General features: G+C 71.5%; 23 protein-coding genes and 2 tRNA genes. 8 read left to right on the plus strand and 17 right to left on the minus strand.

The features are described from left to right. Window positions 1–138: 138 nt before the first annotated feature. Both hisN and ACIP4Y_RS29160 read left to right on the plus strand, forming a co-directional pair. The gene (hisN, locus tag ACIP4Y_RS29155; RefSeq protein WP_401398711.1) at window positions 139–939 is read left to right on the plus strand and encodes a histidinol-phosphatase; all 801 of its coding nucleotides are present in this window, start codon (window positions 139–141) and stop codon (window positions 937–939) included. A gap of 145 nt (window positions 940–1084) precedes the next feature. After that, on the plus strand, window positions 1085–1480 hold the full coding sequence (locus tag ACIP4Y_RS29160; RefSeq protein WP_401398712.1) for a cyclic nucleotide-binding/CBS domain-containing protein: 396 nt from the start codon (window positions 1085–1087) through the stop codon (window positions 1478–1480). A gap of 68 nt (window positions 1481–1548) precedes the next feature. Here ACIP4Y_RS29160 and ACIP4Y_RS29165 read toward each other — a convergent pair whose 3' ends face one another. Continuing rightward, window positions 1549–3003 carry a catalase gene (locus ACIP4Y_RS29165; RefSeq protein WP_401398713.1) on the minus strand — a complete coding sequence of 485 codons (1455 nt, stop codon included), beginning with the start codon at window positions 3001–3003 and terminating at the stop codon, window positions 1549–1551. A gap of 144 nt (window positions 3004–3147) precedes the next feature. Between ACIP4Y_RS29165 and ACIP4Y_RS29170 the strand changes: the two genes are divergently transcribed. Continuing rightward, window positions 3148–3564, plus strand: a complete 417-nt coding sequence (locus tag ACIP4Y_RS29170) for a Fur family transcriptional regulator (protein WP_358647742.1) — start codon at window positions 3148–3150, stop codon at window positions 3562–3564. 108 nt (window positions 3565–3672) lie between these two features. On the opposite strand, the gene ACIP4Y_RS29175 is transcribed toward ACIP4Y_RS29170, so the two are convergent. The 4 genes from ACIP4Y_RS29175 to ACIP4Y_RS29190 all read right to left on the minus strand — a co-directional run bounded on the left by ACIP4Y_RS29175 (window position 3673) and on the right by ACIP4Y_RS29190 (window position 8799). Beyond that, window positions 3673–3746 (minus strand) — tRNA-Met (locus ACIP4Y_RS29175). A gap of 59 nt (window positions 3747–3805) precedes the next feature. Next, window positions 3806–5620: a tetratricopeptide repeat protein gene (locus tag ACIP4Y_RS29180; RefSeq protein WP_401398714.1), complete on the minus strand. Its 1815-nt coding sequence runs from the start codon at window positions 5618–5620 to the stop codon at window positions 3806–3808. A gap of 205 nt (window positions 5621–5825) precedes the next feature. Beyond that, window positions 5826–5899: transfer RNA gene (locus ACIP4Y_RS29185), tRNA-Met, on the minus strand. Window positions 5900–5940: 41 nt separating this feature from the next. After that, on the minus strand, window positions 5941–8799 hold the full coding sequence (locus ACIP4Y_RS29190) for a UPF0182 family protein (RefSeq protein WP_401398745.1): 2859 nt from the start codon (window positions 8797–8799) through the stop codon (window positions 5941–5943). A 164-nt stretch (window positions 8800–8963) separates the two neighbouring features. Between ACIP4Y_RS29190 and ACIP4Y_RS29195 the strand changes: the two genes are divergently transcribed. Continuing rightward, window positions 8964–9506 carry a PPA1309 family protein gene (locus tag ACIP4Y_RS29195; protein ID WP_401398715.1) on the plus strand — a complete coding sequence of 181 codons (543 nt, stop codon included), beginning with the start codon at window positions 8964–8966 and terminating at the stop codon, window positions 9504–9506. Window positions 9507–9578: 72 nt separating this feature from the next. Here the strand turns inward: ACIP4Y_RS29195 and ACIP4Y_RS29200 are convergent, their stop codons facing one another. The 4 genes from ACIP4Y_RS29200 to ACIP4Y_RS29215 all read right to left on the minus strand — a co-directional run bounded on the left by ACIP4Y_RS29200 (window position 9579) and on the right by ACIP4Y_RS29215 (window position 12732). Next, window positions 9579–10676: a PDZ domain-containing protein gene (locus tag ACIP4Y_RS29200; protein ID WP_401398716.1), complete on the minus strand. Its 1098-nt coding sequence runs from the start codon at window positions 10674–10676 to the stop codon at window positions 9579–9581. 50 nt (window positions 10677–10726) lie between these two features. Beyond that, window positions 10727–10900, minus strand: coding sequence for a hypothetical protein (locus tag ACIP4Y_RS29205; protein WP_358647750.1), 174 nt, complete (start codon window positions 10898–10900; stop codon window positions 10727–10729). A gap of 139 nt (window positions 10901–11039) precedes the next feature. Then, window positions 11040–11501: a molybdenum cofactor biosynthesis protein MoaE gene (locus tag ACIP4Y_RS29210; RefSeq protein ID WP_358647752.1), complete on the minus strand. Its 462-nt coding sequence runs from the start codon at window positions 11499–11501 to the stop codon at window positions 11040–11042. A 121-nt stretch (window positions 11502–11622) separates the two neighbouring features. Further along, window positions 11623–12732, minus strand: a complete 1110-nt coding sequence (locus tag ACIP4Y_RS29215) for an SDR family oxidoreductase (protein WP_401398717.1) — start codon at window positions 12730–12732, stop codon at window positions 11623–11625. Window positions 12733–12924: 192 nt separating this feature from the next. Between ACIP4Y_RS29215 and ACIP4Y_RS29220 the strand changes: the two genes are divergently transcribed. Both ACIP4Y_RS29220 and ACIP4Y_RS29225 read left to right on the plus strand, forming a co-directional pair. Next, entirely contained in the window at window positions 12925–14370 is a 1446-nt protein-coding gene (locus ACIP4Y_RS29220) for a zinc-dependent metalloprotease (RefSeq protein WP_401398718.1), read from the plus strand. After that, a complete protein-coding gene (locus ACIP4Y_RS29225; protein WP_401398719.1) occupies window positions 14367–14888 on the plus strand; it encodes an NUDIX hydrolase in 522 nt (173 codons plus the stop codon). The genes ACIP4Y_RS29220 and ACIP4Y_RS29225 overlap by 4 nt, the downstream gene beginning before the upstream one ends. Before the next feature lie 60 nt (window positions 14889–14948). On the opposite strand, the gene ACIP4Y_RS29230 is transcribed toward ACIP4Y_RS29225, so the two are convergent. The 4 genes from ACIP4Y_RS29230 to ACIP4Y_RS29245 form a co-directional block, all read right to left on the minus strand. Then, window positions 14949–15704: an AIM24 family protein gene (locus tag ACIP4Y_RS29230; RefSeq protein WP_401398720.1), complete on the minus strand. Its 756-nt coding sequence runs from the start codon at window positions 15702–15704 to the stop codon at window positions 14949–14951. A 17-nt stretch (window positions 15705–15721) separates the two neighbouring features. Beyond that, the gene (locus tag ACIP4Y_RS29235; RefSeq protein ID WP_358647760.1) at window positions 15722–16402 is read right to left on the minus strand and encodes an AIM24 family protein; all 681 of its coding nucleotides are present in this window, start codon (window positions 16400–16402) and stop codon (window positions 15722–15724) included. 12 nt (window positions 16403–16414) lie between these two features. Continuing rightward, window positions 16415–18094, minus strand: coding sequence for a TerD family protein (locus tag ACIP4Y_RS29240; RefSeq protein ID WP_401398721.1), 1680 nt, complete (start codon window positions 18092–18094; stop codon window positions 16415–16417). 191 nt (window positions 18095–18285) lie between these two features. Next, entirely contained in the window at window positions 18286–18891 is a 606-nt protein-coding gene (locus tag ACIP4Y_RS29245; protein WP_401398722.1) for a M48 family metallopeptidase, read from the minus strand. A 292-nt stretch (window positions 18892–19183) separates the two neighbouring features. On the opposite strand from ACIP4Y_RS29245, the gene ACIP4Y_RS29250 reads away from it, so the two are divergent. Both ACIP4Y_RS29250 and ACIP4Y_RS29255 read left to right on the plus strand, forming a co-directional pair. Beyond that, window positions 19184–20398, plus strand: coding sequence for a TOMM precursor leader peptide-binding protein (locus ACIP4Y_RS29250; protein ID WP_401398723.1), 1215 nt, complete (start codon window positions 19184–19186; stop codon window positions 20396–20398). Continuing rightward, a complete protein-coding gene (locus ACIP4Y_RS29255) occupies window positions 20391–21827 on the plus strand; it encodes an ABC1 kinase family protein (RefSeq protein ID WP_401398724.1) in 1437 nt (478 codons plus the stop codon). Before ACIP4Y_RS29250 ends, ACIP4Y_RS29255 begins: the two co-directional genes overlap by 8 nt. 73 nt (window positions 21828–21900) lie before the next feature. On the opposite strand, the gene ACIP4Y_RS29260 is transcribed toward ACIP4Y_RS29255, so the two are convergent. The 4 genes from ACIP4Y_RS29260 to ACIP4Y_RS29275 all read right to left on the minus strand — a co-directional run bounded on the left by ACIP4Y_RS29260 (window position 21901) and on the right by ACIP4Y_RS29275 (window position 23436). Further along, window positions 21901–22113, minus strand: a complete 213-nt coding sequence (locus ACIP4Y_RS29260) for a hypothetical protein (RefSeq protein ID WP_401398725.1) — start codon at window positions 22111–22113, stop codon at window positions 21901–21903. A gap of 136 nt (window positions 22114–22249) precedes the next feature. Then, the gene (locus ACIP4Y_RS29265) at window positions 22250–22573 is read right to left on the minus strand and encodes a hypothetical protein (protein ID WP_401398726.1); all 324 of its coding nucleotides are present in this window, start codon (window positions 22571–22573) and stop codon (window positions 22250–22252) included. After that, window positions 22570–22938, minus strand: coding sequence for a WhiB family transcriptional regulator (locus ACIP4Y_RS29270; RefSeq protein ID WP_037660091.1), 369 nt, complete (start codon window positions 22936–22938; stop codon window positions 22570–22572). The genes ACIP4Y_RS29265 and ACIP4Y_RS29270 overlap by 4 nt, the downstream gene beginning before the upstream one ends. Window positions 22939–23112: 174 nt before the next feature. Beyond that, window positions 23113–23436, minus strand: coding sequence for a hypothetical protein (locus ACIP4Y_RS29275; protein ID WP_401398727.1), 324 nt, complete (start codon window positions 23434–23436; stop codon window positions 23113–23115). Between the last annotated feature and the right edge of the window lie 19 nt (window positions 23437–23455).

Genomic DNA, 23455 nt, shown 5'->3' on the forward strand with positions numbered 1-23455 from the left:
AGCGACATTGCGCCCAGATTTGACGCCCTTGTATGCACTGTCAAGGGTTCGCGGGCAAGTACGGGGGTTGTTCGGCCGCAGCCGTGTCGCCGAGGCCCCTGTGGCCCCGTACCGGCCACGGCGGATACCGTTCGTTGCATGCCCGACTACCTGGACGACCTCCGCCTCGCCCACGTCCTCGCGGACGCGGCCGACGCCGCCACCACGGCCCGCTTCAAGGCTCTCGACCTGAAAGTGGAGACGAAGCCGGACATGACCCCGGTGAGCGAAGCGGACAAGGCGGCGGAAGAACTCATCCGCGGCCAGCTCCAGCGCGCCCGCCCCAGGGACGCCGTCCTCGGCGAGGAGTACGGCATCGAGGGCACCGGCCCCCGCCGCTGGGTGATCGACCCGATCGACGGCACCAAGAACTACGTCCGCGGTGTGCCCGTCTGGGCGACGCTGATCTCCCTGATGGAGGCGGGCGAGGACGGCTACGAGTCCGTCGTCGGCCTCGTCTCCGCCCCCGCCCTCGGCCGCCGCTGGTGGGCCGCGAAGGGCCACGGCGCCTTCACCGGCCGCAACCTCACCTCCGCGACCCGCATCCACGCCTCCCGCGTCGGCAAGCTCGCGGACGCCTCCTTCGCGTACTCCTCGCTGTCCGGCTGGGAGGAGCAGGGCCGCCTGGACGGCTTCCTGGACCTCACCCGCCAGGTGTGGCGCACGCGCGCGTACGGCGACTTCTGGCCGTACATGATGGTCGCCGAGGGATCCGTCGACATCTGCGCTGAGCCCGAGCTGTCCCTGTGGGACATGGCCGCGAACGCGATCATCGTGACGGAGGCGGGCGGCACCTTCACCGGCCTCGACGGCCGCCCGGGGCCGCACAGCGGCAACGCGGCGGCGTCCAACGGCCTGCTGCACGACGAGTTGCTGGGGTATCTCGACCAGCGCCGCTGAGGCACGGGGAAACCCACGCACGCCCTCAACTCGCGTCGCGCTCCCTCTTGTTGACCCTTCCTTTACCTGGCACTCTGAGCCCACTCCCACTTGTGAATTTGTGAATCCGTGAACCAAGCACGGGTTCCAAGGAGGTGGCCCGTCCATGCTCGTCCGTGACGCCATGAGCTCGGTGATTCTCACCCTCGGCCCCGCCCACACCCTGCGCCAGGCAGCAGCCCTGATGTCCGCCCGCCGCGTCGGCGCGGCCGTGGTCCTCGACCCGGACGCCGGCGGCATCGGCATCCTCACCGAACGCGACATCCTCAACTCCGTCGGCCTGGGCCAGAACCCGGACACGGAACGCACCCACGCCCACACCACCACCGACGTCGTCTTCGCCGCCCCGACCTGGACCCTGGAGGAAGCGGCCCGCGCCATGGCGCACGGCGGCTTCCGGCACCTGGTCGTCCTCGACCGCGGTGACGTCGCCGGGATCGTCTCGGTCCGCGACATCATCCGCAGCTGGGTCCCTGCCCGCGAGCCCACCCCCGTGCCCTGAACGCACGAAGCGGGCCGGACCCCAGAGCACCGTGGGGTCCGGCCCGCCCGGCCGCAAAGGCGGCCGGCTCAGCCGCGCAGCGCCTGCACCGCCGCCTCCAGCCGCTTGCCGAAGTCGGCGTCGGCGTTGCGGAAGTTGCCGATCGCGCGCTCGACGATGTCCTCGCGGGACACCTGGGAGATCGCCCCCGCCAGGTTGGCGACGAGCCGTTCCTTCTCCTCCTCCGACATCAGCCGGTAGAGGTTGCCCGCCTGCACGAAGTCGTCGTCCTCGGCGTGCACGGGCGTCGGGTGGTTGCCCGTGCCGCCGGTGAAGCCGTCGAACGGCTGCCACAGCGCACGGCCGGTCTGCTGCGGCCCGCCGAAGCTGTTCGGCTCGTAGTTCTTCGCACCACCGTGCCGGCCGTCGTAGAGGAAGCCGTCCCGGGAGTTGGTGCGCGCCTCGGTGGCGTGCGGGCGGTTCACCGGCAGGTGGTCGGCGTTGATGCCGACGCGGTAGCGGTGCGCGTCGCCGTACGCGAAGAGCCGGCCCTGGAGCATCTTGTCCGGGGACGGGCCGATGCCGGGCACGAAGTGCGCCGGGGAGAAGATCGACTGCTCGACCTCGGCGAAGACGTTCTGCGGGTTGCGGTTCAGCTCCAGCTTGCCGATCTCGGTGACCGGGTAGTCCGCGTGCGGCCACACCTTGGTCAGGTCGAACGGGTTGAAGCGGTACGTCGCCGCGTCCGCCGCCGGCATGATCTGCACGCCCACGGTCCAGCTCGGGAACTCGCCGCGCTCGATCGCCTGGCGCAGGTCGCGCTGGTGGGAGTCGGGGTCCTTGCCCGCGAGGACCTCGGCCTCCTCGGCGGTGAGGTTCTTGATCCCCTGATCGGTCTTGAAGTGGTACTTGACCCAGAAGACCTCGCCGGCAGCGTTGTTCCACTGGTAGGTGTGCGAGCCGAAGCCGTCCATGTGGCGGTACGACGCCGGGATGCCGCGGTCACCGAAGAGCCAGGTCACCTGGTGGGTCGACTCCGGCGACAGCGACCAGAAGTCCCACACGTTGTCGGCCTCGGTGCTGCCGGTGTACGGGTCGCGCTTCTGGGTGTGGATGAAGTCCGGGAACTTGATCGCGTCCCGGATGAAGAAGACCGGGGTGTTGTTGCCGACGAGGTCGTAGTTGCCCTCCTCGGTGTAGAACTTCAGCGCGAAGCCCCGCGGGTCCCGGACGGCGTCCGCCGCGCCGAGGTTGCCGGCCACGGTCGAGAAGCGCAGGAACACCTCGGTCTGCTTGCCGACCTCGGAGAGGAACGCGGCGCGCGTGTACGGCGTGACGTCGGCGGTCACGGTGAAGGTGCCGTACGCGCCGGCGCCGCGGGCGTGCACCACGCGCTCCGGGATCCGCTCCCGGTTGAAGTGGGCCAGCTTCTCCAGCAGCAGCTGGTCCTGGACCAGGACCGGCCCGCCGACGCCCGCCGTCTCGCTGTTCTGGTTGTCGGCGACCGGGGCCCCGGCCTCCGTGGTGAGCGGTCCCTGCGTCACGTGCGCCTCCTGCGTCATCACTGACTAGTCCTGTCCTGTGGCCAAAGCCGTTCTCGATCCTACAATGGACTTTGTCTAAGTCAAACAGCGATCCAAAGTCACACCCGTTCCCGATCTGGTGACTCTCCTGTTAGGCTGGTGGCCATGAGCGACCTTCTGGAACGGCTGCGTGGACGCGGATGGCGGATGACCGCGCAGCGGCGCGTGGTGGCCGAGGTCCTGAACGGCGAGCACGTCCACCTGACGGCGGACGAGGTCCATGCACGGGCCGTCGCGAAGCTGCCCGAGATCTCCCGGGCGACCGTCTACAACACCCTGGGCGAGCTGGTCTCGCTCGGCGAGGTGCTGGAAGTCACCACGGACAGGCGCGCCAAGCGGTACGACCCGAACGCGCACCGCCCGCACCACCACCTGGTCTGCGCCCGGTGCGGCGCGATCCGCGACGTCCACCCCACCGGCAACCCCCTCGCCGACCTCCCCGACACCGAGCGCTTCGGCTTCACGGTCTCGGACGTCGAGGTGACGTACCGCGGGCTGTGCCCGAACTGCGCGAGCGCGTAGCACCCCGTTTCCATGAGAAGAGCCCCGGCAACCGCCGGGGCTCTTCTCGTGCACGCACAAAAACCGAGGGCCGGAACCCATTTCTGGATTCCGGCCCTCGGCCTTCAGTAGCGGGGACAGGATTTGAACCTGCGACCTCTGGGTTATGAGCCCAGCGAGCTACCGAGCTGCTCCACCCCGCGTCGGTGAACACGACACTACGTGACGTCGACGCCGGGACGCAAATCGCTTTCCCGGCGGCTCACGCCGAGAGCTCTTCGCGCAGCGCGTCCCGCAGTCGCCCCGCCCGCTCGGCCACCTCCGGCGGCCCCAGCGCCACCGCACGGTCGGCCCACCGCTGACCCTCGGCCAGCTCCCCGCGACGCGCGTAGACCAGGGCCAGCCGCAGCGCCGCCCGACCGTGCCCGGCGTCCGCTGCCCGGGTCCACCACACCGCCGCCTCCGGCTCGCTGCCCTCGCGGGCGAGCAGCAGCCCCAGGTTGAAGGCGCCGTTGCGCGAGCCGGCCTCGGCCGCCGCCCGGTACCACCGCGCGGCCTCCACCACGTCACCCCGGGCCGCCGCGAGCATGCCGACCCGGACCTGCGCCCGCCGGTGCCCCTGCGAGGCGGCACGCTCGTACCACTCCTCGCACTCGGTCTTCTCCTGCACGGTCTCGCCCAGCTCGTGCGCGGGCTCCGGCGGCCGGCGCGCGTCGAGCAGGGCGGCCAGCCGGTATGCGCCCTCCGCGCTGCCGCCGCCCGCCGCACAGCGCAGATGCCGTTCGGCCTCCTGCTCGTCGCCCTCGCGCAGCCGGGCGATCCCGACCTGCAGCGCCGCCTCGGCGTGCCCGGCGGCAGCCGCCCGCTCGTACCAGCGCAGCGCCGTCTCGTCCTCGCCGCGCCCGGCGTAGAGGATGCCGAGGTTGAACGCGGCGTCCACGCTGCCGGCCTCGGCGGCCTTGGAGAACCACGGCTCCGCCCCGGTCGTGTCGCCGCCCTGGAGCAGCAGGATGGCCAGCGCGTTCGCGGCCTCGCGGTGCCCGGCGTAGGCGGCCCGCCGGTACCACTGCTCGGCCTGGGCGGTCCGCCCCTGCTCCGCGCAGAGCAGCCCGAGGTTGTAGGCGCCGTTGTCGTCACCGGCGTCCAGCGCGGCCCGGTACCAGCGTTCGGCGGTCTGGGTCTCGCCGCGCTCGGCGTGCAGCGCGCCCAGCGCGTTGGCCGCGTTGCCGTCGCCCTCCTGGGCGGCGCGCAGCCACCACACGGCGGCGCTCTCGGTGTCCCCGGCGTCGCGCAGCAGGAAGCCGAGCGCACAGGCGGCCCGGGGCTCGCCGTCCTTGGCGGAGGTCAGGTACCAGCGCCCGGCCTCCTTCAGTTCGCCGCGCTTCTCCAGGATCGCTCCGAGGTGCAGCGCGGCCCGCCGGTGGCCGCGCGCGGCGGCCTGCCGGTACCACTGCTCGGCCTCCGCGACAGCGTTGTCGGTCGCGGCCTCCTCCCCCGGTCCGGCCGTGCGGTCGAGGGCGCGCGCCAGCCGGTAGGCGGCCTCGCGGTGCCCGCGCTCGGCGGCGGCCCGCATCCAGTGCTCGGCGCCGACGTCCCCGCGGTGCTCCAGCAGGTCGGCGAGCGCGTAGGCGCCCAGGACATGGCCCTGCTCGGCGGACTGGCGCAGCCAGTACTCGGCGGCCGGCTCGTCCCCGCGCTCGCGGTGGTGGCGGCCCAGCGCGTGCGCGGCGGCGGCGGAACCGGCCACGGCGGCGATCCGCCACCAGCCGGCCGCCTCCTCGGGGTAACCGCGCTGGTGCAGCAGGACGCCCAGGTTGTTGGCGGCGGCCCGGTCACCGGCCGCGGTGGCCGCGCGCAGGTGGGGTTCGGCTCCGTCGAGGTCGCCACGGCGCAGCAGCATGGCCCCGAGGACGCTGGCCGCCTCGGCGTCGCCGCTCTGCGCGGCGAGCGCGAGGCGCATCTCCTCCTCGGCGGCCTCCCCCAGGTCCACCATCTCGTCGCGGGCCGGCTCCGTACCGGAAGGCTGCACAAATCGCCCTGTCTCGAACAGAGTTGCCTTGTCCCCCATAACGTCCATCGTCGCACCACCTGCAACCTGGGTACACCCGGTATACCGCAGCCCGTGAGGTCACTTCAGCGTTTTGTCGACATGCCCACAGGGAGACAAGTCAAACACACACCACCCAACTACCCACTGCGGCGCGGCCGTCCCTCCCCCCAGTACATGAGTTCGCACACCACGAAGGCCCGGATCCTTGTTGGATCCGGGCCTTCGACTTCAGTAGCGGGGACAGGATTTGAACCTGCGACCTCTGGGTTATGAGCCCAGCGAGCTACCGAGCTGCTCCACCCCGCGCCGTTGCAGGTCAACCGTACCACGGCGCGGAGGCATCTTGATCAGCGGTCGGTCTTGGACTGTGCGTCCTCGGCCCGCTTCAGCGCGTCCTGGAGATCCTTCTGCGCCTTGGCGTACGCGTCCCAGTCCGGCCCGTCCTTCAGCGCCTGCTGCCCGGCGTCGAAGGCCTTCTGGGCGTCCTCCAGCGCCTGCCTGACCGTCGGGTTGCCGGTATTGGGCGGGTTCTTCGTGCCGGTCTCCGGTGGTCTGGTCGAACTCTTCACCCCGAACACCTCGTTGAGGGCCTCGTCCAGGGTGTCCTTGAAGGCGGTCTTGCCCTCGTAGGTGACCAGAACCTTCCTCAGCAACGGGTACTTGAGCGAACCACCGCGGACGTAGACGGGCTCCGCGTACAGCAGGCCCCCGTCCAGTGGCACGGTCAGCAGATTTCCGTACTCGACCTTGGAGTGACCGCGGCTGAGGAGGCTGATGGTCTCGGCGATGGCCGATTCGGAGTTGAACTGGCTCTGGACCTGTTTGGGGCCGTCGACGGTCGTGTTCGTCGGCAGCTTCAGGACTCTGATCCTGCCGTAGTCGTCGGTGCGCGGATCGGAGTCGACGGCCATGAAAGCGCTGAGGTTGTCACGCCGGTTGGGCGTGAACGTCGTGGTCAGGGAGAAGGCCTGGTCGCTCTGGCCCGGCATCTTCATGCTCAGGTAGTACGGCGGCACCGCGCTGCCCGAGTTGTTGGTCGGGTCGTCCGGGACCTCCCACACCTCGCTGCCGGTGAGGAAGGTCTGCGCGTCCGTCACGTGGTAGCGGGTGAGCAGCTCGCGCTGCACCTTGAACAGGTCCTGCGGGTAGCGCAGATGGTCCATCAGCTCCGCGGAGATCGCGTCGCGCGGCTCCACCGTGTCGGGGAAGGCCTTCATCCAGGTCTTCAGCACCGGGTCCTTAGTGTCCCACTGGTAGAGCTTGACCTCGCCGGTGTACGCGTCGACGGTCGCCTTCACCGAGTTGCGGATGTAGTTGACCTGGTTCTGCTGGGCCACCACCGCGCGCGAGTTGTTCGTCGCGGTCAGCGAGTCTGCCGTCGTGTCACCGAGGGTCGTGCGCGAGGAGTACGGGTAGCCGTTCGACGTCGTGTAGGCGTCGACGATCCACTGGATGCGGTGGTTGACGACCGCCGGGTACGCGTCGCCGTCGATGGTCAGCCAGGGGGCGACCGCCTCCACGCGCTCCTTGGGGGTGCGGTTGTACAGCATCCGCGAGCCCTTGCCGATCGCGCCCGAGTAGAGGATCTGCGGCTCGTTGAACGCCACCGCGTACGCCGCCCGGTTGACCGGGTTGTCGAGGTTGACCCCGCTGTGGCCCTGGTAGCTGGTGGTCATCTCCCGCTCGTTGTCGGAGTAGTCGACCTCCTTCTGGGGGCCTCCGACGATCGAGTACGCGGTGGTCTTCTCGCCGTAGTAGATCCGCTGCTCGTAGGTCCCCAGGTCACCCTGGGACGGCAGGTTCTTCTCGGTGAAGACCGGCCGGCCCTCGGAGTCGGCCTCGGTGCCCTTGGCGGCCACCACGCCGAAGCCGTGCGTGTAACGGAAGTGGTCGTTGATCCAGTTGTTCTTCGGGATGCCGTCCAGGTTCAGCTCCCGCAGGCCGACGACGGTGTCCTGCTCCTTGCCGTCCTTGGGGTACCGGTCGACGTCGAGGTTGGTCGGGAACCCGTAGTAGGCCTTGATCTGCTGGAGCTGCTGGAACGTCGGCGAGACGACGTTGGGGTCCATGATGCGGATGCTGGCCGTGGCGCCGACCTGGTCGCGCAGCTTGGTCTTGTCCGAGGTCGTGGACTTGCCCGCGTACTCGGTGACCTTGGCGTCGTCGATGCCGTACGCCTGGCGGGTCGCCTTCAGGTTCTTCTGGACGTACGGCGCCTCCTTGGCCTGCTCGTTCGGCTGGACCTGGAACTTCTGCACGATGGCCGGGTACAGGCCGCCGATCAGGATCGCCGACAGGACCATCAGGCCGAAGCCGATGACGGGCAGCTGCCAGGTGCGCCGCCACAGGGTGGCGAAGAACAGCAGCGCGCAGATGACGGCGATGCAGAACAGAATCGTCTTGGCCGGCAGATAGGCGTTGGCGTCGACGTAGCGCAGGCCCGTCCAGTTGTCGGTCGCCTTGAAGTCGCTGGACTTGACCGCGAGGCCGTACCGGTCGAGCCAGTAGGCGACCGCCTTGAGGGCCACGAAGATGCCGAGCAGCACCGAGAGGTGTCCGGTCGCGGCGGCGGTGGCGCGCGCGCCCGGGCTGGTGACGCGCAGCCCGCCGTACAGGTAGTGGGTGAGCGCGGCGGCGATCAGGCACAGGATCGCGGCGGCGAAGCCGAAGCCCAGCAGGAAGCGGTACCAGGGCAGGTCGAAGGCGTAGAAGGAGACGTCCAGGTGGAACTGCGGGTCCTTCTCGTGGAAGGGCACGCCGTTCACCCACATCAGCCAGGTCCGCCACTGGCTCGACGCGGAGGCGCCCGCGATCAGCCCGACCAGCGCGGTGACGGCGAGCAGCAGCCACTTCTTGTACGGCGCGATGGCCATGCGGTAGCGGTCGAGGCTCTGCTGCTCCGTGGACATGGCGCTGAGCGGGGGCCGCAGCCGGTGCGCGAGCCAGATGTTGAGGCCGACCGCGACCGCCATCAGCAGGCCGAAGACGAAGAACAGCCCGATCTTGGTCGACAGGGTGGTGGTGAACACGGACGAGTAGTGCACCGACCGGTACCACAGCCAGTCCGTCCAGAAGCCCGCGAACATGGTGAACGCCATGCCGAGGACGGCAAGGACGCCCAGTGTCACGAGCAGGGTCCTCACCCTCCGGGACGGGCGGCCCGCTCTGATCCGTGGCCCCGTCGGGCCTCCGCCGCGGTCCGGCATCTGGAAAGCCAAGGTGCGCACCTCGAAGTTCGCTGTCGATCCGTCAGACCCTCGGGTTCGCGGGCCCGCCGTGGCCCCCCGTGATCGCGGGCCCACACCTATGCAACTTACTCACGGTTTACTCGGTTCCCGATTCCGGCCCTGAACGAGGCAGGATTGTGACCATGTCCAACACTCCCATGGCAGCGAGCCCGCTCACCCGGGCCGTACTCGAGATCGACGAGTACGTCTCCGGCCTCGGCTGGGACCAGCCCGCTCGCCTTTTCGCCCTCGTAGACACCGCACGGCTGCGGGCTCAGGAACCGTCGCTCGCGGCCCAGCTGGGCCTGCAGGACGAGTCCGAGGCCGTCGGTCTCACCCCGATCGAGCAGGACGAGATCCCGTCCGGCAAGCCGCTAGACGAGTTCCTCGGCACCATCGCCTGGCCCGACGCGGTGGCCGGCTGCGCGCTCGCCGTGGAGCGCCTGATGCTGCCGCCGTCCGCCGAGGCCCAGGTGCCCTCCGGCCTGGACGAGGCCGGGCTGGCGAGGTGGGTGGCCGAGCACCCCGAGCGCCAGGAGGTCCGGATGACGGTGGCCGTGCTGCGCGACGGCAGCCGCGAGTCGGCGCTGCGGCTGCGCGAGAAGGACTCCCCGACGGAGGTCCTGACCGGCCCCGACCTGGTCCCGGGCCTGGCGGACGCCCTGGCGGCGACCTTCGCGGACTGATCCCGTCCCGCGGTACGACGACGGGGGCGCCCCTGGTGGCCGGGGAGCGCCCCCCGCCGTGTCCGGGCCCGCTCAGCCCTTGGTGGTGCACCGGGGCAGGGCGGCGGTGTCGCCGCTGCGGATGTCCTTCAGCGCGTCGAGCGCGTCACCGATGGTCTTGACCTTGACCAGGGTGAGTCCGCCCGGGGTGTCCTTGGCGGCCGCGGCGCAGTTGTCGGCGGGGGTCAGGAAGTACCGGGCGCCCTTGTCGCGCGCGCCGACGGTCTTCATCTCGACGCCGCCGATCGGGCCGACCGTGCCGTTGTCGTCGATGGTGCCGGTGCCGGCGACGAACGTGCCGCCGGTGAGGTCGCCCGGGGTGAGCTTGTCGTAGATCCCGAGGGCGAACATCAGGCCGGCGCTGGGCCCGCCGACGTCGGCGAGCTTGATGTCGATGGAGAACGGGAAGGTGTGGTCGGTCCCGGCGGAGATGCCGACGATGGCCCGCTTGGCACCGCTGTCGTCGGAGGTCGCGGTGGTGATCGTGACGTTCTGCGTCCTGGTCGCCGTCTTGTCGGCCTTCTCGGCGGCGGCCTGCTCCTTGGCCGGGACGACGGTGAAGACGGCCTTCTGGCCCGGCTTGTGCTTGGTCACCAGCTTGGCGACGTCGGCCGGCTGCTTGACGGCCGCGCCGTCGACGGCCTTGATCACGTCACCGGCGTGCAGTCTGCCCTCGGCCGGGGAACCCTTGACGACCGTGGAGACGATCACCCAGGACCGCACCGGGACGCCCAGCTCCTTCAGGGCTGCGACCTTGGCGCTCTCCTGGGACTGGCTGAACTCCTCAGCGTTCTCCTGGGTGGACTGCTCCTCCGTCTTGCCGTCCGGGTAGAGCGTGTCGTGCGGGACGATCTTGCTGTCGTGCGCGAGCCAGCCGTAGACGGCCTCGACGAGGTTCATCCGGTAGTCGGCGCTGGTGACCCGGACGGTGGTCATGTTGAGGTGGCCGTCCGTCGGATAGGTCTTGTGGCCGGAGATCTGCAGCACCGGCTCGCCGTCGTGCTCCCCGAGCGTGTTCACGGTGGGGCCGGGAGACAGCTCCGCGTACGGCACGGGGATGAGCACTCCCGCGCACAGGAGCGCGATCAGCATCAGGGTCGAGGCGAGCATCGTCGCAGTGCGGCGTGGCATGCCACGACAGTACGGGACGCCTCTGTCAGCGCACCGTCAGGGCACCCCCGTCACGCGCCGCGCGCACCCGTGTGGGACTTCTCCATGGCTTCCCGGAACCGGGCGTATCCGTCCAGCTCAGGACCGTCGCTGCGGGCCTTCCGGGTCCGGTTCGCCCAACTGCCCCACAGCCCGCCACCGATCGCAGCCACCAGCGGGATCAGCAGCCAGACAAGCACCCCCATGCCGACCTCCCGTAGGCCATGAGCGTCCGCAACTGACTGATCAGCAGATTAACCATCCGCACGGACAACGCTCACGCGAGGGTCCCGGTTACGCAACCGGAGGGGTTGGTGTGCGGGATGTGACGCGTTCGGGTCAGTCTCAGCAGGCGCCGACCCACTCCTCGGTGCCGTCGGAGAACTTCTGGTGCTTCCAGATGGGCACCTCGTGCTTGAGGTCGTCGATCAGCTTGCGGCAGGCGTCGAAGGCCTCCGCGCGGTGCGGGCAGGCCACGGCGACGACGACGGCGAGGTCCCCCACCCGGAGGTCGCCCACCCGGTGGACGGCGGCCAGTGCCCGCACGGGGTGGTCCGCGACGACCTTCTCGGCGATCCGCCGCATCTCGGCCTCGGCGCTGGGATGGCACGAGTAGCCGAGCGCGTCCACGTCGGCGCCCTCGTCGTGGTTGCGCACGGTGCCCACGAACAGCGCGATGCCCCCGGCCGCGTCGTCCCCGACGGCCCGGAACACCTCGTCGACGGAGAGCGGCGTCTCACGGACGGCGATCAGCTTGATGGGATCCTGGGCCGCCCGCTCACCGGGGTGGTCGTTCGTGTGTGCCATGCGTCCATCGTGCCGCACGCCTCGGACATCGGGGAATGCGAGATTCACCAGGCACGCGCGCGGGGCGTTTTGGAGTGTCCTACGACGTGACCGCCCCGCCCCCGGCCCGGTGCCGTGCGCGTCAGCGCCGCCGGGCCTTGCGGGCCCGCCGTACGACGGCCGCCGCGCCCAGCAGGGCGACCGTCGCGCCGGCCGCGCCGGCCGCCGTCGCGTCCTTGCGTCCCAGCCGCCGCCCGGCCACCGTGTGCCGTCCGGACACCTCCTCCAGCAGCTCGGCGAGGACCTCCTCGTTGGTCCACTTCGGCCGCCACCCGGCGTCGTGCAGCCGGCTCCCGCTGACCACCCAGGGGTACATCGTGTACGCGAGGTCGCCCGCCGGGGACGGGGTGAGGCCGATGCGGTGCAGCCGGGCCGCCGCGCCGAGCGCGACCGCCGAGGGCAGCTCCATCCGCCGGATGCCGCTCAGCTCCTCGACCTCCTCCTGCTCCAGCCACCCGTCGCAGCCGACGGCCAGCTCCCCCTCGACCTTCTCCAGGACGGCGTACTCCAGGGCGCTGCACAGGTCCTCGACGTGGCAGAACTGCCACGCGGGCCGCGACCCGGCCACGACCAGCAGCCGCGGCGACTCGAAGTACCTGGTCAGCGCGGTGTCGGTGCCCCCGACGAGGACGGCCGGCCGGACCACGGTGACGTTGAGCCCCGGATGGGCGCGCGGCGCCCGGCGCGCCAGCCGCTCGATCTCCAGCAGGTCGCCGACCCCGGTCGCCTCGGCGGTGGCGCGCAGCTCGGCGTCCTCCGACAGGGGCAGCTCGTTGTCCGGGAGCGCGCCGTAGACCATCGCCGAGGTGCACAGCACCACGCGGTGCACCCCGGCCGCCGCGGCGGCGGTCAGGACGGTCTGGGTCCCCCGGACGTTGTAAGCCGTGCGTGCCGCCGGATCGGTCTCCAGGTCGAGGTCGAGCGCGAGGTGGACGACGACGTCGGCGCCGCGCAGCTTGTCCGCGATGGCGGGGTCGCGCACGTCGAGGATGTGCCACTGGGCGCCGGCGCACTCGCCGCGCCGCTCGTCGATGGCGAGGACCTGTTTGATCTCCTCGGAGGCGGCGAGCCGCTCGGTGAGCAGGGCACCGACCCCGCTGGCGGCGCCGGTCACCGCGACGACGGGCCCGCGCACGGCGGGAGAGGTTGAGGGGTTTCGCGCTGCGCGAACCTGCGGATCTGGGGAACTCACCGGGCGTCTCCAGCGGTTGTCTTCAGTACGGGCGCGAGTGACGCGTACGTACCAGGTGCATCCATCCTGCCGCAGGCCTTCCGCAGGCGAAGCACCGAGGCCCGATCGGGTCCAGGTGTCTACGCTGGGTGGTGTTGTCGGGCAGCCGCGCCGCCGGATCGCAACCGGTGGCCTTACCAGCCGAGGAATCCCGTGAGTGACACCCCATTCGGTTTCGGCCTTCCGCCGGAGGAGCCGGAAGACGGCGACGAGGGCAAGAAGAAGGACCAGCAGAGCGGTGGTGGGCAGGGACCGGCCAATCCGTTCGGTTTCGGCGGTCTGCCCGGAGCCGGCGGCTTTGGCGGCCCCGGCGCCGACAACCCGCTCGCAGCCATGTTCGGTTCCCTGAACCCCACCGACCTGGGCGCCGCGTTCCAGCAGCTCGGCCAGATGCTCTCGTACGAGGGCGGGCCGGTGAACTGGGACATGGCCAAGCAGATCGCCCGCCAGACGGTCGCGCAGGGCGCCCAGGACGGCTCGAAGGACGCCAGCGTCGGCCCGGCCGAGCGCAAGGCGGTCGAGGAGGCCGTCCGCCTGGCCGACCTGTGGCTGGACGACGCGACGTCCCTGCCGTCGGGCTCCGGCTCGGCGGTGGCCTGGTCGCGCGCGGAGTGGGTCGAGGCGACCCTGCCTGCCTGGCAGGAGCTGGTCGATCCGGTCGCCGAGCGGGTCGGCGCGGCCATGGGCGATGTCCTGCCGGAGGAGATGCAGGCCATGGCCGGCCCGCTGATCGGCATGATGCGCTCGATGGGCGGCGCCATGTTCGGCACGCAGATCGGGCAGGCCGTGGGTGTGCTCGCGGGCGAGGTCGTCGGCTCGACCGACATCGGTCTGCCGCTGGGCCCGGCCGGCAAGGCCGCGCTGCTGCCGGCCAACGTCGAGGCCTTCGGCAAGGACCTCAGCGTGCCGCAGGAGGAGGTGCGGCTCTACCTGGCCCTGCGCGAGGCCGCCCACCAGCGCCTGTTCGCGCACGTGCCGTGGCTGCGCTCGCACCTGTTCGGCGCGGTCGACGGCTACGCGCGCGGCATCAAGGTCGACACGGCCAAGCTGGAGGACGTGGTCGGCCAGTTCGACCCGCAGAACCCCGAGCAGCTTCAGGACGCGCTCCAGCAGGGCATGTTCCAGCCGGAGGACACGCCCGAGCAGAAGGCCGCCCTGGCCCGTCTGGAGACCGCTCTGGCGCTCGTGGAGGGCTGGGTGGACGCGGTGGTCCACGCCGCCGCGAAGCCGCGTCTGGGGTCCGCCGACGCCCTGCGCGAGACGCTGCGCCGCCGCCGCGCCACCGGCGGCCCGGCGGAGCAGACGTTCGCCACGCTGATCGGTCTGGAGCTGCGGCCGCGCCGGCTGCGGGACGCCTCCCGCCTGTGGGCGTCGCTGACGGACGCGCGCGGGGTGGACGGCCGGGACGGCCTGTGGGCCCACCCGGACATGCTGCCGACGGCGACCGACCTGGACGACCCGGACGGCTTCGTCCACCGCGAGCAGCTGGACTTCTCCGAGCTGGACAAGATGCTCGGCGAGGCGGCGAGCGGTTCGCACGGCAAGCCGGACCTGCGCAAGAAGGACGACGGCGAGACCGAGGGCGACGGCGCCGAGTGAGCCTGTACGACGACGCGGTCCTCGTCCTGAAGGGGTACGAGGGCCAGGAAGAGCTGCGCCAGGCCTACCTGGACCATCTGGCCGCCCACCCGGAGGGCATGTGGAAGGCCTGCCACGCGGGTCATGTCACGGCCAGCGCCCTGGTGATCGACCCGGAGCGCGGCCGGGTGCTGCTCACGCTGCACCGGAAGCTGCGGATGTGGCTGCAGATGGGCGGCCACTGCGAGCCGGGCGACCCGACGCTGGCGGCGGCGGCCCTGCGTGAGGCGACGGAGGAGTCCGGTATCTCCGGGCTGACGCTGCTGCCCGGCGGCCCGGTGCGGCTGGACCGGCATCCGATCCCGGCGCCGTGCCACTGGCACTTCGACGTCCAGTACGCGGTCCTGGCCCCGCCCGGCGCGGTGCAGCAGATCAGCGACGAGTCCCTCGACCTGCGCTGGTACGCCTACGACGAGGTCGCCGGCGTAGCCGACGAGTCCGTCGTGCGCCTGCTGGAGGCCACGCGCGCCAGGCTGTGACGGTGTAAGGGGTGGCCGCCCGTGCGGTCACCCCTTACACGTCCTGGGCCTCGGTCCGGCTCAGCTCCAGACGTTGCCCTGGTTCTGGCCGCGCGCCCCCTGCTGGCCCATGCCGAACTGGGCGGCCAGGCCCTGCCCGATCACGGCGTTCTGCGGCGGCAGCAGCTCGCTGGGCTGCACGAGCGCGAACCCGGAGCCCATGAAGCTCAGCTCCCAGCCCTCACCGGTGTTGCCGCGCCGCCGCCACACCCCGGAGGAGTGCGTCTGGGCCTGCATCTGCACGCGCAGCCCGGTGGACCAGGCCACGATCGCGTCGGCGTCGCAGTTGACGTACCGGTCGGGCGTGACCTGCATCAGCAGCGGCGCCCCCGAGGTCATCAGGGCCACCTTGCCGCGCCCGGTGATGTTGAGCTGGTACTTCCCGGAGCCGGAGATGCCGTAGAGGCTGTCGACGGCGATCACCTCGTGGTGCAGCGAGGAGTCCATGGCGAGGACGTAGGAGCTGTCGACGGTCAGCCCGTCCTGCTCGACGTCCATGATGTGCACGCGCTGGGCGAGGTTGGCGAGGTAGACGGTGCCCTGGCCGTGACAGCGCATCAGGTCCAGGCCCTCGCCGGTGCGTGCACGCGCGCGTGCCTGGTTGTTGCTGCGGTACTCGGCGTCGAACTCGACCAGGCCCTGGTAGGCGACCATGGTGCCCTTGCGGGCGAGGATGTCGTCGTGGCCCTCCAGGGTGATCCGGAGCATCTGCGCGTTCTGCAGGCTCCAGCGCTCCTGGGTCTGGAGGTCGTTGTGCGCGAAAAGCGGGCTCTGCATGGTGTTCTGGCTCCCCCTCAGCCCCGGAACCGGAGGCGGTCGGTGCTGTCCTCGCTGGGCTGGACGACGACGATGCCCTGGCCGGAGAAGGCCATCTGGTAGGCCTCGCCGCTGCCCCGGCCGATCAGCGACTGGGCCTTGAAACTGCGCTTGCCCTTCACCTTCAGGTTCGGCGACCAGGCGACGAGCGCGTCCGGGTCGACGTACGTCTCGTCCTCGCCGCCGCCGCAGTCCACGACGATCGGCTTGCCCCGGGAGGTCAGCGCGACCCAGCCCTGCCCGGAGATCTTCGTGTTCCACAGGCCCTGCCCGGCGAACTTCGCGAGCCCCTTCACACGCTCCACGCCCCAGGTCAGGTGCGCGTCGAAGGCGAGGAGGTTGGTGGCGTTGACGGAGATGCCGTCGCCGTTGAGGTTGATCACGACGACGTTCGCGCCGTAGTCGGCGAGGTAGAGCAGGCCGTCGCCGGAGCACTTCATCAGCGGCGCGCCCTCGCCGGTGATCCAGTCGCGGGCGATCTGGCGGACGGCCGGCGGGTTGGGCTCGTACTGGATGAAGCCTTCGTAGGCGACCATCGACCCCACGCGCGCGAGGAGGTCGTTCCCGGTCTGCAGGGCGACCTTCAGCATGTGGTTGCCGTGGTTCTCCATGCGGGCGGTGACGGGTGCGGGGGCGAAGCCCGCGAGCGGCTGGTTCATGACGGGCTCCCTTTAGACCTCGTAGGGCTGGACGACGATGAAGTTGCCGGGCGCGCCCCGGAACTGGAGGTTGACGCTCTCGCCGGTGTCGCCGGGGTAGGCGTTGCGGCGCATCCGGACCTGGCTGGAGACGATCACCTGGGAGGCGGCCGACCAGGCGACGACGGCGTTGCAGTCGGCGAAGGTGGTCGGCGTGACCGGCAGCACCACGGGCGTGCCGTGCGTCTTGACGACGATCGTGCCGGTGCCCTGGAACTGCATGGTGAACAGTGCGCCGCCCGGGATGCCGTGCCCCTCGATCCGGCGGACCTCGTACTGCAGGCTCTCGTCGAAGGCGAGGACGTTCTCGGCGGACACGCAGATCGCGTCGCCCTGCAGCTCGACCGGGTGCAGGTGGGTGGAGTTCTCCGCGAGGAACACCTGGCCCTGGCCGGTGCAGCGCATCAGCTGCATCTCCTGGCCGGTGGCGTTGCCGACGACACGCCCGGCGAACCCGGCGCCCTTGTAGCTGAAGTCGACCTTGCCCTGGTAGAGCACCATGCTGCCCTGCTTGGCCAGCACGGGCTGGCCGCCGATGCCGAGGTCGACGCGGATCAGCTTCTTGTTCTGCTGCGTCCAGCGCTGCCCGGTCGGCGTCTCCTTGAACGCCTGGAGCGCGGCCGTCACACCGGCAGCGCCCTGGGGTGCGCCCTGCGGCACTCCGTACGCGGCGGGCTGCTGGCCGGGGACCTGCCCGTAGCCCGGGGGCATGGGCGAAGTCGGCTGACCGCCGTAGGGGGCGGGCTGCTGGCCGTAGCCCGGGGGCAGCGGCGCGCCGGGCTGGCCGCCGTACGACGGCTGCTGGGGCGGCTGGCCGTAGGGCGCGGGGGCCGGGGCGGCCGGCGGCGGCACGGTGCCGCCGGCGGGCGGCGTCAGGGGGCCGACGACCGTCGGTGCGGCGTGCACGTTCGGCGCGGGGGCCGGGGGCGGGGGCGTGTGACCGGGCGGCGGGGTGTGGCCGGGCGGCGGGGCGAAGCCCTGCGGGGCGGGGGCGGGCTGCGGGGCCGGTGCGGGGGCGGCCGGGGCGCCGAACGCGGGCGGGGGTGTGGTCTGGGCGGGCGGGGCGAAGCCGGGGGCCGCGCCGGGCTGGGGCTGCGGCTGCTGCGGGGCGGCGGGCGCCTCCTCCTCCAGCACCTCGCCGCCGAAGTGCTTCAGCAGCGCCTCCAGACCGCCGTCGAAGCCCTGCCCGACAGCGGCGAACCGCCACCCGTCCTTGAAGTAGAAGTCACCGAGCATCACGGCCCGCTCGGTGGAGAACTCCGCGCCGCTGAAGGAGTACCGCGCGACTTCCTCGCCGCCCGCCACGATGCGCAGGTACCCGGGAGCGATGTGCGACATCTGCCCGGCGCCGTCGAGGGTCGCCGTGAAGGACAGCTTGCGGATGTGCGAGGGGATCCGGTCGAGCGTGACCCGGAACGACTCCGTGTCACCCGCCTGGGCACCCAGCAGCTGGATGGACTCCTCCGGGGACTTCGGCTGGTTGAAGAAGACGAAGTACCGGTCGTCCGAGAGACGCTCGTCGGCGTCCAGACCGAAGCAGCTGATGTCGAAGGTCAGTCCGGGGGCGGAGATCTGCACGCCTACGTACAGATCCGTGCCCGCCGTGAGGTCACTGATCCTGGCCTTGTGGCCGCGTTGGAATTCCCTGGCCATGCGTTACGACCGTCCCCCATCCCGAATGTGAGTGCGTCGCGCCAGGCTAACGGCAAAGACCGACAACCGCCCCGAAGGGTCGTCGTCGGTACAGACCCGGTACACAACCGCACCCGGCCGCTCACGTGGGCCACGACCGCTCGCCCGGGACGCAGCCGTTCGCCCGGGACGCAGCCGTTCGCCCGGGGCGCTCAGGAGTCCCGTTCGTCCCGCGTGCCCGGCAGGTGCGGCAGCCGCGCGGCGGCGACCACCCCTTCGAGGTAGCCGCGGGCCCGCTCGGTGCGCGGATAGGCTTCCAGGAGCCGCCAGAAGCCTGGGCCGTGACCGGGCACCAGCAGATGCGCCAGCTCGTGGCAGAGGACGTAGTCGACGACGTACTCCGGCATCCCCTGCAGGCGGTGCGAGAGCCGGATGCTGCCCTCGGCCGGGGTGCACGAACCCCAGCGGGTGTTCTGGTTGGTGACCCAGCGCACGGAGGCGGGCCGGGCCCGGCCGTCGAAGTACTGGGCGGACAGCCGCTCGGCACGCTCGGCCAGCTCGGCGTCGCCCAGCACCCGGCGGCTCTCCTGGGCGGCGAGTTTGTCGAGCATGACGGTCACCCAGCGCTGCTCCTCCGCCTTCGACATCCGGGCGGGGATCAGTACGACGGTGCGATCGCCCTCGCGGTACGCGGAGACCGTCCGGCGACGCCGGGCGCTCCTGCGGACCTCGATCGCGCTCGCCCCCGAGCCGCCGGGCGGCTGGCTCGTCGCGCTGCGCTGTGGTTCACCGGCGCGGTGCAGTGGGTCGGCGGGCACGCCCCGACGTTACCCGGTGGGCGCGGGCAAAGTCCCGGCTCGGGGACGGTCGGCCGCCGATCCCCCACCATGTGTTTGATTCGTACGACCGATCCGTACATCCGGTTTGCACCACTTCGCCCCGCCTGATCGGTATGACAAACATCCCCCGCCTGTGGATAACTCCCGACACCCGACACCCGGGCCGGGCATGCTGGCAGACGTCGGCGGACCACGACCGCTTCCGCCGGCGACGGACACGACAGGCACGACAGGCACGACAGGACACGACGGACACAGATACGGGGGGCATATGCATCCGGTGGTGAAGCCCGCGCTGCGGCGCGGCTGGCGCGACCGCAACACCGTGCAGTTCGGGATGACCCCGGCGCACGCCGTCACGCTGAGTCCGATGGACACGGCGACCGGCAGCTTCCTCGACCTGCTCGACGGCACCCGCGGGCTGCCGCTGCTGCGCGAGGAAGGCCGCCGCGCGGACGTACCGCCCCGCCAGGTCGACGCCCTGGTCGAGCGGCTGGCCCGCGCGGGCCTGGTCGACGACGCGCGCGGCGGCGGACCGGCCGCGGACGCACTGCGCCAGAAGACCGACGTCCTGGAGCGGCTGCGCCCCGACCTGGCCTCGCTGTCCCTCCTCACACCCGAGCCCGGCGGCGCACCGGCCCGGCTCGCGGCCCGGCGCGCCCTGCGGGTGCGGGTCCGCGGAGCGGGCCGGGTCGGCGCCCTGCTGGCATCGGTCCTGTCCGGCGCCGGCGTCGGGGAGGTCGACGTACGCGACGTGGGCCGCGTCGAACCGTGGGACGTGGCACCGGGCGGACTGCCCGCCGAGTCGCTCGGCGACCGCCGGGACGCGGCGGCGCGGGCCGCCGTCCGCCGCGCGGCACCGGACCGCCCGCCCCGGCACGCCCACTCCCCCGGATCCGGCGCCGAGGACCCCGGCCTCTCCCTGGTGATCTTCGCGCCGCGGGACGACGTCGCCGTGCACGCCCCGGACCCGTTCACTGCCGAACCGCTCATGACCGCCGGCACACCCCATCTGTATGCCGGTGTCGTGGAGGGCACGGGAGTCGTCGGCCCGCTCGTGCTGCCCGGCGAGTCGGCGTGCGCCGGCTGTCTGCACCGGGACCGCACCGACCGCGACCCGGCCTGGCCCCGGCTGGTCGCCCAGTGGCGGTCCGGCAGGGCCCGCCGGGTCGGGGCCTGCGATCTGACCCTGGCCACGGCGGTGGCAGGACTCGCGGCGGCCCATACGCTGGCCTTCCTCGACGGAGGATCACCGTCCGGCGCGGGCACCCGCTGGGAGGTGTCCCTGCCCGGTCTGAACTGGCGCGCCCGGCCGGTCCGGCCGCATCCTGAGTGCGACTGCGGGGCAGCGCAGCGAGGTAATCGGGAGCACTCCCCAACCGACGGGCAGCCGCGCGCGACAATGGCGGTGCAACGGCCGTCGGCGGAGCGGCGACGCGAAGCGAGCGCGGCACGGCCGACTGGGACCTGGAGGGCGTATGTCTGATCTTCCCCGGAAGGCGGTCACCCGGACCGCCAAGCTCGCCGCGCTCCCGCTCGGCTTCGCCGGCCGGGCGACCTGGGGGCTGGGCAAGCGGATCGTGGGCGAGTCCGCGGAGATCGTCGGCCGCGAGCTGCAACAGCGCACGGCGGAGCAACTGTTCAAGGTGCTCGGCGAGCTGAAGGGCGGCGCGATGAAGTTCGGGCAGGCGCTGTCCGTCTTCGAGTCGGCGCTGCCGGAGGAGGTCGCCGGCCCCTACCGCGCGGCCCTGACCAAGCTGCAGGACGCCGCCCCGCCGATGCCGACCCGCACGGTGCACGCCGTCCTCGAGCAACGGCTCGGGCCGGACTGGCGCGACCTGTTCGAGGAGTTCGAGGAGAAGCCGGCCGCCGCGGCCTCGATCGGCCAGGTGCACCGGGCGGTGTGGCGCGACGGCCGTGAGGTTGCGGTCAAGGTGCAGTACCCGGGAGCCGGCGAGGCACTCCTCTCCGACCTCGGCCAACTGAGCCGCTTCGCCCGGCTGTTGGGCCCGCTGATCCCGGGCATGGACATCAAGCCGCTGATCGCGGAGCTGAGGGACCGCGTCTCCGAGGAACTGGACTACGGCCTCGAGGCCCAGGCCCAGACCGCGCACGCGGAGGAGTTCGCCGACGACCCGGACGTGGTCGTCCCGGCCGTGGTGCACCAGTGCGAGCAGGTCCTGGTGACCGAGTGGATCGACGGCATCCCGCTGTCCGAGATCATCGCGGACGGCACCCAGGAGCAGCGCGACCGGGCCGGCCAGCTCCTGGCCCGCTTCCTCTTCTCCGGCCCGGCCCGCACCGGCCTGCTGCACGCCGACCCGCACCCCGGCAACTTCCGGCTGCTGCCGGGCGGCCCGGCCGGCGCGGACGACTGGCGCCTCGGCGTCCTGGACTTCGGCACGGTCGACCGGCTCCCCGGCGGCCTGCCGGACCCGATCGGCGTCTCCTTGCGGATGACGCTGGACGGCGACGCCGAGACGGTCTACGAGCTGCTCCGCACCGAGGGATTCGTCAAGGAGACCATCGCACTGGACCCCGACGCGGTCCTGGACTACCTGATGCCGATCATCGAACCGGCCCGGGTGGAGGCGTTCACCTTCACGCGTTCGTGGATGCGCGGCCAGGCCGCCCGCATCGCCGACCCCCGCTCCCCCGCCTACCAGCTCGGCAAGCAGCTCAACCTGCCGCCGGCCTACCTGCTGATACACCGGGTGACGCTCAGCACCATCGGGGTCCTGTGCCAACTGGGCGCCACGGTACGGCTGCGCGAGGAACTGGAGGAGTGGCTGCCGGGCTTCGTGACCGAGGTGGGCGAGGACGACGTGCTCGAAGAGGTGCTCGAAGACGGCCTGGCGGAAGACGACGTCACCGAGGATGACGCGGGCGAGGAGCAGTCGGCCGCGGGGGCTTGATCCGGCGTGCCCGGAAGTTGGTGAGGGGGAGGGGCGGGGGCGGGGGGGGGGAGGGGCCCCGGGAGAAGCGTTCTCACCACCAGGCCGAGTCCAGCCGCCCCTCGATAGCCCGAAGGTTCTCCCGCGAGCACGTGTCGCAGAAGTACTGCCGGATGCCGTTCTCCACGGAGCAGGTCCAGGTGACCGGTGGGGGGCCGTCGGCGGGGGTGCCGCAGCGGGCACACACGAGGCGGCGGCGCTCCGCGGTGGAGCCGCCCTGATCACTTCCGCCGGGAAGACTCGTCACCCGGTGACGATAACCCCGGGGGCGGCGGATCGCCTGCGCAACGCACCGCGGGGGCCGGTCCGTTCGGCCGGACCGGCCCCCGCGGGGAGGCTTCGCCTCCCTGGTCCGGGAGGCCACCGCTGCTCAGGTGTGTTCTCTACTGCATGACGGCCATGGCGAGCGCGCGGCGGGCGCGCAGGGAGGCGCGCTCGGCCCGGCGCTGCATCCGCCGGGCGGTGGCCAGGCGTACGGCCCGGCGTTCGCGCACGGCGTCATGGAGTCGCTCGTGCATATGCGCACGAGCCAGGGCTTCTTGCATGAGTTGCATCTCGCGGTTCCTGTTCTGGCGCTCATCGGTCGCGCCGGTGGTGGTGAAGTCTGGGGTCGCGGAGCCGGCGGGCTCGCTGGTGGACGGCTTCATCGGGGCCTGCTTCTTGGGGTCGTGCGTGAGGGGGCGATCGATCGTTCCTGCGGTGTTCATGCCGTGACCGGGTTCTTCCGCGGGCGGCCACGCGGCCGCTTCCGGGCGACGACGACGCCCTGGACGAAGAGCTCGCCACCCCAGACGCCCCAGGGCTCGCGCCGCTCCTTGGCGCCGGCGAGGCAGGCCTCCATCAGCGGGCAGGTGCGGCAGAGGGACTTGGCGTACTCCACGTCCGCCGGCGACTCGGCGAAGAAGACCTCCGGGTCGTAGGAGCGGCAGGGGACGGGTACGCCGAGGTTCTCGATGGCGTCGTCGAGCGCGGTGAGCGCGGTGAGGGGGATCAAGGTGGAGTCCTCCGTGAGGCCGGGCGGGGGGATCGTTTGCGAAGGCGGTACGGACGGGGCGTGCGCTTCGAGTTGCACGATTGGTCTTCCTCGTCTGGTCGGTCCGGCCGGTTGACCGGGTGTCGGCGTGGTACCGGGTTCTTTTCTTGTCCCGAGGCCCCTTCGCTCCGTCGTCCCCGTTCGGGGAAAACAGAAGGGCCGCGGATCCCGGATGGGGTTCCGCGGCCCTGAAGGCGCCGGCCTGATCGGCGATCAGGCTGGATCACTCCAGGGTTCTGGCCCACGGAAGGCCCACATCAGGTGGTGCTGCGTCGTCTGCTTCCGGAATCCGGCACCGGCCGCCGCAAAGGCATAGGCATGTGCCTGTGCCGCTACCGCTTCCAGTGCCTTGGTCGGTCGCTCATTGCGCTCACGGATGGGAAGACCCGCGAGGGCAACAGAGGACGCCGGACGCACGGCACGGATGCCGGACAGACCGGTGCCCTGGTTCGAGGCGCCGAGCATGCACGTGGAGACGGTCGAGCGATCGGTCAGTTTGGCCGCGCTGACGGTGGTGCTGATGTTGATGCTGATCACTGGACTCGCCTCCTCTCGG

Source organism: Streptomyces sp. NPDC088810 (genome assembly GCF_044750305.1).
Lineage (GTDB): Bacteria > Actinomycetota > Actinomycetes > Streptomycetales > Streptomycetaceae > Streptomyces.

What these genes read in the sequence shown, in the direction of transcription:
- hisN (WP_401398711.1), top strand. Translation starts at nt 139, where the DNA reads ATGCCCGACTACCTGGACGACCTCCGCCTCGCCCACGTCCTCGCGGAC.
- ACIP4Y_RS29160 (WP_401398712.1), top strand. Translation starts at nt 1,085, where the DNA reads ATGCTCGTCCGTGACGCCATGAGCTCGGTGATTCTCACCCTCGGCCCC.
- ACIP4Y_RS29170 (WP_358647742.1), top strand. Translation starts at nt 3,148, where the DNA reads ATGAGCGACCTTCTGGAACGGCTGCGTGGACGCGGATGGCGGATGACC.
- ACIP4Y_RS29180 (WP_401398714.1), bottom strand. Translation starts at nt 5,620, where the DNA reads ATGGACGTTATGGGGGACAAGGCAACTCTGTTCGAGACAGGGCGATTT.
- ACIP4Y_RS29190 (WP_401398745.1), bottom strand. Translation starts at nt 8,799, where the DNA reads ATGCCGGACCGCGGCGGAGGCCCGACGGGGCCACGGATCAGAGCGGGC.
- ACIP4Y_RS29195 (WP_401398715.1), top strand. Translation starts at nt 8,964, where the DNA reads ATGTCCAACACTCCCATGGCAGCGAGCCCGCTCACCCGGGCCGTACTC.
- ACIP4Y_RS29200 (WP_401398716.1), bottom strand. Translation starts at nt 10,676, where the DNA reads ATGCCACGCCGCACTGCGACGATGCTCGCCTCGACCCTGATGCTGATC.
- ACIP4Y_RS29205 (WP_358647750.1), bottom strand. Translation starts at nt 10,900, where the DNA reads ATGGGGGTGCTTGTCTGGCTGCTGATCCCGCTGGTGGCTGCGATCGGT.
- ACIP4Y_RS29210 (WP_358647752.1), bottom strand. Translation starts at nt 11,501, where the DNA reads ATGGCACACACGAACGACCACCCCGGTGAGCGGGCGGCCCAGGATCCC.
- ACIP4Y_RS29230 (WP_401398720.1), bottom strand. Translation starts at nt 15,704, where the DNA reads ATGCAGAGCCCGCTTTTCGCGCACAACGACCTCCAGACCCAGGAGCGC.
- ACIP4Y_RS29235 (WP_358647760.1), bottom strand. Translation starts at nt 16,402, where the DNA reads ATGAACCAGCCGCTCGCGGGCTTCGCCCCCGCACCCGTCACCGCCCGC.
- ACIP4Y_RS29240 (WP_401398721.1), bottom strand. Translation starts at nt 18,094, where the DNA reads ATGGCCAGGGAATTCCAACGCGGCCACAAGGCCAGGATCAGTGACCTC.
- ACIP4Y_RS29250 (WP_401398723.1), top strand. Translation starts at nt 19,184, where the DNA reads ATGCATCCGGTGGTGAAGCCCGCGCTGCGGCGCGGCTGGCGCGACCGC.
- ACIP4Y_RS29255 (WP_401398724.1), top strand. Translation starts at nt 20,391, where the DNA reads ATGTCTGATCTTCCCCGGAAGGCGGTCACCCGGACCGCCAAGCTCGCC.
- ACIP4Y_RS29265 (WP_401398726.1), bottom strand. Translation starts at nt 22,573, where the DNA reads ATGAACACCGCAGGAACGATCGATCGCCCCCTCACGCACGACCCCAAG.